The sequence below is a fragment of the Mycoplasma sp. E35C genome, from assembly GCF_019873825.1.
Lineage (GTDB): Bacteria > Bacillota_I > Bacilli_A > Mycoplasmatales > Mycoplasmoidaceae > Mycoplasmoides.
In genome coordinates, this window is record NZ_CP068418.1 from 79369 (window position 1) to 92514 (window position 13146).

Below are 13146 nucleotides of genomic sequence, written 5' to 3' on the forward strand. Positions count from 1 at the left end.
ATATGGAAAACATCAAAGAAAGAGTTACCAACTTTAAAATTCCATTAACAAAAAAGAATCATGTCATTAGGGTGATGGTTTCAGCATTTTTAATGGTGTTATTGTTTCTGTCGTTCTTTAGAGCTCCATATTTTGGTGAAGTTATTGATGGAGTAATTTTTGATTTATTATTCTTTGGAACAGCAAAATATATTGCTTATTTTATCTTATTTACTGTTCTGATAATATTGATGCTACCTAACCCGATAATCTTACGGTTTTATCGATCTAAATTAGTTTGGTGGTTCATCTTATTCGTTGATATTTTCATCTTATTATTATTTGGTGTTGCTCATTATTTCATTTATTGAAAAAGTGTTCCTGACATTAATTTAAATAGTTATGTCCAAACCTTTTTTGAGAATTGAAAAAAATATTCAGGCGTTAATGGTGAATGATTATGACAACTAAAAGGAACGTTAGTTTCTGGTGGGATGATTAATAGTTTATTCATTGCAATTAATGCCCAATTCCCAGCGTTGATTGCCGTTGAATTAGCATTACTATTCTTAGCAGTCATCATCATCTTTGTTGGTGTTTATTTCAACATCAAAGGCTTCATTAAATTTAAGAACAAACTAATTAAAGTAATGGGTGGTGTGATCAATAAGGATTTCATTCCTTTATACGATCGTTTGTATCAAAAAGATAATCAAGATAAACCACAAGAAAAAACCTTCGTTGAACCAAAACAAGTTGATGATGTTTATCATGAAACTGGTAATTTACAAACCAAAGAATTATCATTTTCACAAATCCATAAAACGGTTTATAAACAATTACGTCCACTAGAATTAAAACAAGTTTCAATTAATGAACAAAAAAACAACGAATCATTCTTAGAAAACATTGCCACTAAATTAGAAAAACTATTTAGAAAAGCCAAAATCAGAGCAAAACTAATTGAGAAAAAATGTGGACCAACTGAAGTTAAATTAATCTTTGAATTTGCTGATCGCAACCAAATTAAAGAGATTAAAAACTTAAAACAACAATTCATTGATATCTTTGAAACCAGTGTTGTTAATGTTTCACAAAAAGGTGATATTGTTGAATTATCAACCAGCGTATTTAACCAAAGTAAGATTGCTCTAACTGATGTGATGCCAAGGGATGATGGAATTTATCGTAACGAATTAAATTGTGCCATTGGTATTGATGAAAACTTCCACCCAATTAATTACGATCTGAAAAAAGAAAAATGCTTATTATTTGTTGGTGGTCTAGGATCGGGTAAAATGATGTGTGCAATCTCAGCGCTGACATCATTAGTAATCAATCGTTCTCCGAACGATTTACAACTATGTATTATTGATTCACCAAATTCTAAGTTATCAAAATTAAAAGATTTACCACACTTAGTAAATGAACCAATCAATAGTGTTGAAGGTGGCAATAACTTATTTGAAACAATCATCAACGAAGTTAAATATCGAACCAGAATACTAAGAGATCATAATGTTGATTCGATTGATCAATTCAATAAGAACAACATGGATAACCGTATCAAAGATATGGTCATTTACATCAATGATTTAAATGATTATTTAGATTATGATTTCTCATACATGTTTAAGTTTATTTCTCACATTCACAAGGTTGCCAATAAGCTTAATATTTACTTAATTTTAGTAACCAACAAGATTGCTAACAACATGATTGATGATGAATTAATTAAGTGTTATGGTAAGATTATTAATCTAAAAGTTGACACTGAAGAAGAGTCAAAAATGTTGATTAATAAAAATAGTTTGTATAAACTATATAAAAACGGAGACTTATACATTATTGATCCGCTATCTAGAGAAATCATTACTCGTGGGTTGTCATGTTTTATTGATAACCAACTATTAGATAGCGTGATTACACATTACACAATTAACTATGAAAAACATTAGCTTAAAAGAATTAGAAACATTAATCGAAACAAATAAAAAACCACTTTTTGTTAAATTTACATGAGAACAATGTGGTGTTTGTAAAATGAACGAACCGATCATTGAAAAAGTGGCAAAAGAAAGACAAGAACAATATGATTGCTACCACATTGATGTTGATAAAGAACAAATGTGAGCAGAAGATGATCCCAACCACAAATGAGCAATCAAGGTTGTGCCAGTTTATATGGTGTTCAAAGATGGTAAAAAAGTGTTTGAACATGTAAACTTCATTTCAGAAGACAAATTAAACGCAGAATTAGACAAACACATTTAGGTAATTAAATGGATTTAATTAATGGATTTTTCAATTTAGAACGTGAACCGGTTTTCTTTGAAATCCATTATCTTTTTTATTACACATGAACTAAGGATGGGCTAAAACGTCTACAAGAAACTAACAAGATTAGGTTCAGAAAGTATGACAAGATCCAAATTAAACCAGCTCATGCTAATTCGTGATACCAGTTATTTAGCATCTTAAATAAAACCAACAAAGCTGTTGTTGGTGAAGTTTATTTAGATAAACTTAAATATTTATCAAATAGTTCGGTTTTTTCCAAAAAACGAGCAAAACTTTTAGTCGTTAATATTAAGCAAAAAGACTATCAAGAAATCTTGACTAGTAACAAAAATATTATCAGCACTTTGTTTTCGAATTTCTACAAAGGATTATTGATTAAAGAAAACAAAGAAAAGTTTTTAAACGTTTGGAAAAACCGTTTTATTTTTCATAAAAAAGTAATTGCTGATCGTTTGGCTAATCAGTTTGATCAATACGCACATAAACTAACTGAATTACAAAAAACAATTAAGCTATACAATGATCAGTTTTATAATGCTAAGGACATCAATCTTAGTCACTTTAATTTATTAAAAAGAAACTACAAAGAACTGATCGATCATCTAAGTGCTTATGATGTTGATTTTAAAACAATCAATGAAAATAATTTTGACATCATTGCTGCCAAAAATCCATCAGAAAAAATCTCGCAAATTTACTACTTAGAAGATCAAATCAGCAATCTAAAAAAACGTATTGAAAACCTTAAAAATAACAAAAAATACGGACCTTATTGAGTTCAACAACATGATGAAATTAAGCGTGTTGAAACCCAGATCAAACAACTAATCAAAAATAAAAAAGTCCAAGAAAAAGATATTAAAAAAATTCTTAAGAATTACATTAAGGGTTTAAAAAAACAACGAACATTTAACCAATCAAGAATGTTTATTGAATCTGATTATTCAGATAAAATTTATTATTTAACTGAATGATTTAAAGCAAACGAACTAATCAAGATTGTTAAGAAAATTAAATGAATAAAACACTTAAATATTACAGGTGTTAATAACTTCATTGAAAATACGAAAAAGATCATTAATCAAACTGCTGATAACATCGATGATTTTGATCAATTAATCAAACAAACCCAAGCAAAACAGTTAGCAAATTTATACTCAGACTTAAGATATAAATTTAAGAAATTAGCAAAAATTTCTTTACACAAAAGCAATCAAAATCTGAATGAATTAATTGTTAATTTAGTCGAAGAAAACAAACTAAATTACGGTAGACACCTAAATGATATTTTTCAAAAAAATATCTATTTATCACGTCTAAAAGATCAATTAAAAGAAAGTATTAAGATTTATAGAAATCAAACCAAAAAACCTGATCTTTATACTTTATTTAATAAAGAATATAATCCAGATTATTATTCAAACGCTTTAAGAAGACGGTTTAAAAAAACCGTCTTAAATAAGATTTATAAGTTGTCAATTTATAGTTATCAAAAACTGTATCATTACTACTTAAATTTATCAAACACCTCAAGAAATGATATTCAAGCAACAATCTTTTATATCAATGCTTTTGGTTTCAAATTAACCTTAGACTTCTTGAATTCATATAAGATGAATCCTTCAATTAGTTTTTATAGCAATTTAATTAATATCCGATGAGCTACGCGTTTAATTTGAAACCAAATTAAGTATTTTATTGATGAGATTGAATTACAAACTGATAGCTTAACTGATTTTCCTAAAATTAACTTTGATATTAAGAATTATGCGAAAACATTAAAAGAAGAATTCAAAGCCAAATACAAGGATTATTTAGCTAAAAATCATAAGATTCATTCTAAGATTGCTCATCGTTATGAAAACTATATTGTTCAACATGTTTTAGATCTAAAAACTCAAATTAAATCTAATACCCACATTAAAGTAAATTATGAAACTTACAAACAAGATGTTGAACATAAAATTAATGCCACTAAAGAACTAATTAAAGTTGATAAATTACGACAAGAACAATACAAACAAGAATATTTATCTAAGAACTTAATTGATCAAAATAAATCGTATTTTGATCGTTTTAACAAACTTAAAAATACGATTAAAACTTTATATAAAAATCTCGAATTGGTTAATAGAGTTTTATATAAGAAAAAACTATTAAAAACTAAAAATGCAATAGATATTAAACAGATCAATTTAATCTTGAATTATTATCTAGCCATCATTAATCGCTGACAATATTTATACAGTTTATTTAGTGATTGAAGTTTGTTTAAATATCGTTCTAAAAAACTTAATAAGATCTTAACTGAACTGTATTTATACCGTTCATATAAAGATGTTGGTATTAGTGAAGACATCAATTATAGTTATCTAAACTTCTTATCAAATTCTGACGCAATAACAGTTTATTTATTGTCAAAATTTGTAAAATTACCACGACTATTATTTATTGAAGATTTCAAACTTAATACCAAGCATGAATACAACGTATTCAAAGGATTATTGTTGAAATACCAAAACCAATCAGAAGCTGCTATTGTTTTAAATGATTCTGATATTCAATTAATGAATGATCTAGGGACAAAAGAGTTGTAATGAAAAATCAAAAAAAAGATACTTCGAATTTTATTAGTATTGTTGGTGCGCGCCAAAATAATTTAAAAAACATCAGCTTAGATATTCCCAAAAATAAATTGGTAGTTATCACAGGTTTATCAGGAAGTGGTAAATCTTCTTTAGCTTTTGAAACCATCTATGCTGAAGGACAAAGAAGATATCTAGAATCATTATCACCTTATGCACGTCAATTTTTGGGTAATAATGAAAAACCAGATGTTGATTCAATTGAAGGGTTATCACCTTCAATTTCGATTGATCAAAAATCAACATCACATAACCCCAGATCAACCGTTGGCACGGTTACTGAAATTTATGATTTTTTACGGCTATTATGAGCAAGAGTGGGTGATGCTTATTGTGCTAATGGTCATGGGAAAATTAAAACAACAACAATCAAACAAATCATTGATCAAGTTTTAGAATTACCTGATGATAGTCGGTTGCAAATTTTAGCTCCTGTTATTAAGTTACAAAAAGGAACATTTAAAAACGAATTCGAGAAATATCGTAAACAAGGATTTGTTCGGGTTTTAGTTGATGGCACAACTTATAGTTTGGATGATAATATCGAGTTAGAAAAAAACCAAAGACACGATATTAGCATCATTGTTGATCGTATTGTTTTACATAAAGATAACCAAACTAAATTAAGAATTACTGATGCCATTGAAACAGTTTTAAGTATTACCAATGGTTTAGTTCATATTATTACTGATCAAGAAAAATACGAATTTTCTTTAAACCACTCATGTGATCAATGTGGGTTTAGTATTCCTGAATTAGAACCACGATTATTTTCATTCAACAGTCCGATTGGTGCGTGTGATTATTGTAAGGGTTTAGGTTTTACCTTTGAACCTGATGTTGATAAAATTATTCCTGATAAAAATTTAACAATCAACGAAGGTGCGATTGATTATTTTAAAAATACCATCAACACTTCATCAAATGATTGACAACGTTTTTCATCAATCATTAAGCACTATAAAATTGATGTTAATACACCAATTAAAGATCTATCTAAAAAAGAAGTTAATTACTTATTAGAAGGTTCAGATGAACCAATTGAAATAATCATTGAATCCAAGAATAAAAACGGTGTTAGTTCACGTCTTGATTATGTTGAAGGAATTGCCAAATTAATTCAACGTCGTCATTTAGAAACTAACAGTTCAATGGCTCGTGATTATTATTCAAAATACACTTCACAACAAAAATGTAAAACATGTGATGGTAAGAAATTATCACCAGCTGCATTAAGCGTAAAAATTGGTGGATTAGACATTGTTGAATTTACTTCACTTAATATCAACAAAGAATTAGATTTCATTTTAAACCTAAAATTTAGTGAAGAAAAAACCAAGATTGCTAAATTCGTTTTAAAAGAAATCTTAGATCGTTTATACTTCTTAATCAATGTTGGATTAGAATATTTAACATTATCAAGAAATGCATCAACCCTATCAGGTGGAGAATCACAACGCATTCGATTGGCCACCCAAATTGGTTCGCGATTATCAGGCGTTTTATATGTTTTAGATGAACCATCAATCGGGTTACACCAAAAAGATAATGATAAGTTAATCAGCACGCTTAAATCAATGAAAGATTTAGGTAACAGTTTAATCATCGTTGAACATGACGAAGACACCATGATGGCAGCTGATTATTTAATCGACATCGGACCAGGTGCTGGGATTTATGGTGGTAAAGTTGTTGCTGCTGGAACTGTTGATGAAGTGATGAAAAACAAGAACTCATTAACTGGTCAATATTTATCAAAACAACAAAAGATTGATGTTCCTAAAAAACTACATCCAGGTAATGGTCAAAAAATTATTCTTAAAGGTGCTAGTGCTAACAATTTAAAGAATATTAACGTTGAATTTCCCCTAAACAAATTTGTTGTTGTTACTGGTGTTTCAGGTAGTGGAAAATCAACATTAGTAAACCATACTTTAGTTAATGCGATTGAAAAAATTATCTTCAATAAATTCGTTGAAGTTGGTAAATATAAATCTTTAATTGGTATCAATAATATCGATAAAATCGTTAAAGTTTCACAAGATCCAATTGGTAGAACGCCACGATCAAATCCAGCAACATATGTTAAAGTTTTTGATGATATTCGTGATGTGTTTGCTAACGTTATTGAAGCAAAAACTAGAGGGTATACTAAATCACGTTTTTCATTCAATGTACCTGGTGGTCGATGCGATGATTGTCAAGGTGATGGTGTTAAGTGTATTGAGATGCATTTTTTACCAAATGTATATGTTAAATGTTCTAGTTGTAATGGTAAAAAATTCAACGAAGCAACCCTTGAAATTAAATACAAAAATAAGTCAATTTATGATGTTTTAGAAATGTCATGTGAAGAAGCACTAGAATTCTTTAAATCAATTCCAGCAATCAACAGAAAACTTCAATTAATGTGTGATGTAGGGTTGGATTATTTAAAACTATCAACAAGCGCAACTGCACTTTCAGGTGGTGAAGCCCAAAGAATTAAGTTGGCAAAATATCTTCAAAGAAAAGCTACTGGTAAAACAATTTATGTTTTAGATGAACCAACAACAGGATTACATTCTCATGATATTAAGAAATTATTATCCGTATTAAATCGTTTAGTTGAAAATGGTGATTCTGTGATTGTTATTGAACATAATCTTGATTTGATAAAAGTTGCTGATCACATTATTGATCTTGGTCCTAATGGTGGTGATGAAGGTGGTTATGTGGTTTGTGCAGGCAGCCCACAAGAGTTAGTTGATAAATATACTGACAGTTCATATACGGCTAAATATTTAGCTAAAGTGATGAAGGACAAATAGTTTAAAAACATGTTTTTAAACCTAGATTGTCAACAAAATTATCATTAAATAGCAAATTTCTTATATATAAACAATTTCATTTGCAATCCATAAATGTTTGTAATTGCTAAAATGTTATAATAGAATAACGAAAATTATGGCGTCAATTACAGAATTAATTAAACAATTAAGAGCTAGCACACAAGCTGGTTTCATGGATTGTAAGAAAGCTTTAGAAGCTACAAACAATGATATCGATGCAGCAATCAAATGATTAAGAGAAAACGGGATTGCTAAAGCAGCTAAAAAAGTTGATAATGTTGCTGCTGAAGGTATCATTAAATTAAAATTAGCAGACCAAGTTGCAACTGTTGTTGAAATTAACTCACAAACAGACTTTGTTACTAAAAATGATCAATTTATCGCATTTTCTAACGAATTAATTGATTTAGTGCACAAAACTCAAACAACAGATGTTGCTCAAATTGAAGCATTAAAATTAGCAAGTGGTTCAACTGTTGCTGAAACTCAAATTCACTTAACAGCAATTATTGGTGAAAAGATTTCAGTAAGAAGAGCGCAATCTGTTCAAGAAGAAGCTAACACTTCAGTTGGAACTTACTTACACTCAAACAACAGAATTGGTGTTATTGTAAAAACTTCAAAAACTGAAGACAAAGAATTCTTAAAACACTTAGCAATGCACATTGCTGCATCTAATCCGAAGTTTGTTTCAGAAAAAGATGTATCAACTGATTTCATTGAAAAAGAAAAAGAAATTGCAAAAGCACAAGCTTTATCTGAAGGTAAACCAGCAAACTTTATTGATAAGATTGTAGAAGGTCGTGTTAACAAGATTTTTGAAGAAGTTTGTTTAGTAAATCAAAAATTCTTAGTAAATCAAGAACAAACAGTTAAGCAAGCTGCTAAGGATAAAAACATTGAAGTTTTAAGCTTTATTAGATTCGAAGTTGGTGAAGGTATTGAAAAAGTAACTAGCAACTTCGCTGATGAAGTTAAAGCTCAAATGAAATAAGAGATCGGGTTTTAAAGACAATGAACAAGCCAAACATCATTATCAAAATTAGTGGAGCTTCACTTCAAGATAAAAATAATAACGATTGTTATTCTTATGAAAAGATTAATAGTTTGGCAAATCAAATAAAAACCTTATCATCAAAATACAACATTGGATTAATTGTTGGTGGTGGTAACATTTTCCGTGGTAAATTAGCTCAAGATTTCGGTGTTGAAATCAATAAAGCTGATTATATTGGTATGTTGGCTACTGTAATTAATTCATCTTTATTAGAGTCAAAATTACAATCAATTGGATTAAAAACCAAAGTGTTATCAGCGCTAGAAGTTAAGGGATTGACTACTGACATTAATCCAAAGAGTTTGTCAGAAATCTTTAATGACTGTCAAGTGGCATTCTTTGCTGGTGGCACTGGTAATTCACACTTTACAACTGACACAGCTACAGTTTTAAGAGCCATTCAAATTAATGCTGCAATGGTATTGATTGGTAAAGATGGTGTTGATGGGGTTTATACAGCTGATCCCAAAGTTGATAAGAAAGCTAAATTTATCGAAAAAATTACTTATAAAGAAGCATTGTCAAAAGAACTTCGAATTATGGATTTAACAGCTTTTTCTTTGGCTATGGATCATAACTTGAAGTTATTAATCTTTAACATTGAAGCTGACAACGCCTTAATTAATACAATTAAGAAAAACAACAAACATACAACAATCACAAATTAATTAATCGATTTTATGGAACTTAAAGTTTATTCTGATTTCTTTACAAAAGAAGCTGATAGCAAAATTTCATGATTAGAATCTGAACTTTCTAAAATTCGTTCAGGTAGAGCTAATTTAAGCATTTTAGATGATGTTCGTGCTGAATACTACGGCGAAATGACACCATTAATTGAAATGGCACAACTATCAATTCCAGAACCTAGAGAAATTTTAATCAAGCCTTATGAAAAAGCTCAAGTAAACCCAATTCAATCAGCTTTATTAAAGGCTAATTTAAACTTAACTCCTGTTGTTGATGGTGATAAAATCCGTATTAAATTACCACAATTAACTGAAGAAAACCGTAAAGAAAACGTTAAGAAAGCTAAAGCAGTTGGTGAAAAAGCTAAACAAGAAATTCGATTTGTGCGCCGTGATACTTTAAACAAAGTTAAAGCTGACAAAATTGCTGACAAAGATCTTAACAAATATTTTGAAACTGAAATCGATAAGATTAGTAAAAAATACATTGATCAAGTAGATTCGATTTTAGCTAAAAAAGAAAAAGACTTACTTAGCCTTTAGGCGATGAAACTAGGATACCAAAACTTTAAAAATTGAACAACAAACAAGAACTCTAGAGGCTTTATGACTCTAGTTATTGTTTGTTTTTTTGTATTAACATTCATTTTTAGTGCTTTTGCAGATCCTTATAACAATTGATCAGTTTTCAAACCAATTCAAACTTCAACAGGATTAACTGACACAATAAACAATGCAACAATTAGAACAATATTTAGCACCTTTGTTTTAATTATTTTGTGTTTTGTTTTTATCTTGGGATTTAAAGAAATTGGTAACATTATTTTTAATGACAATAAAAAAGCGATTGTTACTTTAATACTAAGTAATTTGGTTTTTTATTTAATTATTAACATCACTTACATTAGCATTGGGCAATTTCATTTAATCAAACCAGACTATGAGTTGATTGCTAACAATGTTAGTGAAAAATTTAATAAAACAGCAAATGCTTCAATTTTTGCTATCGTATTTTTAGTAGCAATTATCATGGTAGTTTTTAACATCATTCTTAACTTTATTTTGTTAAAAATTACGAAAAAAATAAACAAAAAAGACATTTTAAGTTTATTAGGATTATGGTTCTTTTTTAACATGGGATTGTATGCAATTGCATTCACATTATTCTCAAAAGGTTGAACCACTTTCTTATATCTTTCATGCTTAGTTGTGATGACTGATTCGTTTGCTTATATTATTGGTAAACGCCATGGTAAATTAAAAATGATTCCCCACCTAAGCCCAAATAAAACTTGAAGTGGAGCAATCTTTGGATCATTATCAACATTAGTTTGTATGTTGGGCATTACGTTGCTATATTCAATTCCAATCATCCAAGGATTAGTTAATAATTCTCAAACATCAACTGATCAACATAATTTGATTAAAAATATCTTCCAAGTAACTTTTTATACTCAAGATATTAATATGGTCATCTTCTGATGGTTCTTTGCAACCTTAGCAATCTTTGTTTTTTCAATTATTGCAATTCTAGGTGATTTATATTTTTCATACATTAAACGTCTATATCAAGTAAAAGACTATTCAAATGTATTAAGAGGTCATGGTGGTATCTTAGATCGCTTTGATGGCTTTAGTTTTGTTTTTGGTGGTTTTTTAATTTATCAATTTGCAATTAGTTTTGCTAATTAATTTTTAACAACAACCCTTAATTAATTTATGAAAGTATTAGTGCTAGGAGCTACTGGATCAATTGGTAAACAAGCAATTGATGTTATTTGTCAATTAAAATACGAACTAGTTGGTTTTTCTTATAACAAAAACCATAATGAAGCAAAAAACATCATCAAACAGCTAAATCCAGAATACGTATTATGCCATTCAGATCCAAAGCATAATAAGAATATTAATGATCTAATTCAATTAATTGAAAAATCAAAACCAGATATGGTGATAAATGCGATTAATGGATCGGCTGGTATTGGTGCTTCATTAACTACTTTGGTTAAGAAAAAGGATTTATTATTAGCCAATAAAGAATCGTTAATTATTGCTGGTAATCAAATTAATAAACTTAAAAAGAATGCTAAAGTTGAAATCTATCCCATTGATTCAGAACATAGTTCTTTATATGCATTATTAAAAAATGTTAATAAAAAACATGTCAAAGAATTAATCATTACTGCTTCTGGATCAAAGTATTTTGGTTTAAATAAAACCGAATTAAAAAAGATTACATACAAAGATGCAATTAACCACCCAAATTGGAAAATGGGTGAAGAAATATCGATAAATTCAGCAACTTTTATTAATAAAGTTTATGAAATTATTGAAGCATATTATTTATTTAATATCAAAAATATTAGCCCTGTTGTTGAACGCACATCAACGATCCATGCTGGTGTTATTTTTAGTGACAACTCCATTCATTTGCACGCATCAATCAATGACATGCGTTGATCAATTCAATCGGCATTAACAAGATTTAATAACAAATCTAATGTCGTGCACCAGTTAGATATTTACAAAAAACCAATCAAGTTTGAAAAAATTGATTTTAATCAATATCCAGTATTTAAAATTGCTTATGATATATTAAACAATCACGACACAACCAGAGGGGTTGTATTAACCACAATCAATGAGTTTGTCTTGGATTTATTTAGGAATAATAAGATTAACTTCACTAAAATGAGCGAGATTATTATTGATTATTATTGGAATTATCCACATAAAAAAATCAAAGACATCTGGAAGATTGAGGATTTAATATTTAAAATTAAAGAAGATATTTCCAAAAAATATAATCATTTAATGAAATAGAAGATGCAACATAACAACGGAAATTTAGCATTGTTAATTCTGATTTTAGTCTTTGCAATGATTGTGACCTTGTCAATTCATGAGTTAGGTCATTTTGTTTTTGCCAAGATGGCAAAAGTTCATGTCAAAGAATTTTCAATCGGAATTGGACCAACATTATTTTCTTTTTATAGTCATAAAAAGAATATGATTTTTAGCTTCCGCATAATTTTAGCAGGAGCTTTTGTAATGCTTGAAAGTGATAAACTCAGACAAGCATATTTGGATGATCCAAACTCCAAGAACTATAACTTTTATATAATGCCAAAACCAAAAGGCACATACAGCCTTGAAAAGGTGGCATATTGAAAACAAATGCTAATTATGTTTGGTGGCATTTTGTTCAACTTCTTAGGCTTTTTAGTCTTTTTGGGAATTTATAGTTGGATCTTTAAAGATTCAAACTCAACCTTAGATTTAGGTAATTTCTTTAAAAACATCTTTATTAATATTGGTGATGCTTTTGTAGTTCACGAACTATGAAGACCAGTTAGTCCAGGCGGTGGTTCTGGTGGTGGTCACGTAGCACCTTTTGCATCAAGAGAAGCGAACTGACAATATTTATTACTATCAATTACCTCAGTTAATGCAGCTACTGGTGTGTTTAACTTATTACCAATTGCACCATTAGATGGATCTAAGATTTTTCAATACACATACGAACGTATTGCGAAAAAACCAGTTAATGAAAAAATATGAACAATCACAACAATTATTGGTGTTTTGATTGTATTATGAATTTCAATCGGAAGTATTATTAACCAAATTAAAATAGGATAGCA

10 protein-coding genes are annotated in these 13146 nt (G+C 28.9%); all 10 read left to right on the top strand.

Going from position 1 to position 13146, the window contains the following annotated elements; all coding sequences use genetic code 4:
- Positions 1 to 2 precede the first annotated feature (2 nt).
- The 10 genes from JJE79_RS00375 to JJE79_RS00420 all read left to right on the top strand — a co-directional run bounded on the left by JJE79_RS00375 (position 3) and on the right by JJE79_RS00420 (position 13144).
- Positions 3 to 1937 (top strand): FtsK/SpoIIIE domain-containing protein, encoded by a 1935-nt coding sequence (locus JJE79_RS00375; protein WP_222926517.1) that lies wholly within the window; start codon positions 3 to 5, stop codon positions 1935 to 1937.
- The gene (locus tag JJE79_RS00380) at positions 1924 to 2253 is read left to right on the top strand and encodes a co-chaperone YbbN (protein WP_222926518.1); all 330 of its coding nucleotides are present in this window, start codon (positions 1924 to 1926) and stop codon (positions 2251 to 2253) included. Before JJE79_RS00375 ends, JJE79_RS00380 begins: the two co-directional genes overlap by 14 nt.
- A gap of 8 nt (positions 2254 to 2261) precedes the next feature.
- A complete protein-coding gene (locus tag JJE79_RS00385; RefSeq protein WP_222926520.1) occupies positions 2262 to 4877 on the top strand; it encodes a hypothetical protein in 2616 nt (871 codons plus the stop codon).
- Complete coding sequence (uvrA, locus tag JJE79_RS00390; protein WP_222926522.1) at positions 4877 to 7735, top strand: excinuclease ABC subunit UvrA; 2859 nt, start codon at positions 4877 to 4879, stop codon at positions 7733 to 7735. Before JJE79_RS00385 ends, uvrA begins: the two co-directional genes overlap by 1 nt.
- Before the next feature lie 136 nt (positions 7736 to 7871).
- Entirely contained in the window at positions 7872 to 8750 is an 879-nt protein-coding gene (gene tsf / locus JJE79_RS00395) for a translation elongation factor Ts (protein ID WP_222926524.1), read from the top strand.
- A gap of 20 nt (positions 8751 to 8770) precedes the next feature.
- Positions 8771 to 9481 (top strand): UMP kinase, encoded by a 711-nt coding sequence (gene pyrH / locus JJE79_RS00400; RefSeq protein WP_222926526.1) that lies wholly within the window; start codon positions 8771 to 8773, stop codon positions 9479 to 9481.
- 12 nt (positions 9482 to 9493) lie between these two features.
- Positions 9494 to 10045: a ribosome recycling factor gene (gene frr, locus JJE79_RS00405; RefSeq protein WP_222926528.1), complete on the top strand. Its 552-nt coding sequence runs from the start codon at positions 9494 to 9496 to the stop codon at positions 10043 to 10045.
- 3 nt (positions 10046 to 10048) lie between these two features.
- Positions 10049 to 11194 carry a phosphatidate cytidylyltransferase gene (locus JJE79_RS00410; RefSeq protein ID WP_222926530.1) on the top strand — a complete coding sequence of 382 codons (1146 nt, stop codon included), beginning with the start codon at positions 10049 to 10051 and terminating at the stop codon, positions 11192 to 11194.
- 27 nt (positions 11195 to 11221) lie between these two features.
- Positions 11222 to 12325, top strand: coding sequence for an NAD-dependent epimerase/dehydratase family protein (locus tag JJE79_RS00415; RefSeq protein ID WP_222926532.1), 1104 nt, complete (start codon positions 11222 to 11224; stop codon positions 12323 to 12325).
- A 3-nt stretch (positions 12326 to 12328) separates the two neighbouring features.
- On the top strand, positions 12329 to 13144 hold the full coding sequence (locus tag JJE79_RS00420) for a site-2 protease family protein (protein ID WP_222926534.1): 816 nt from the start codon (positions 12329 to 12331) through the stop codon (positions 13142 to 13144).
- Positions 13145 to 13146: the final 2 nt, after the last annotated feature.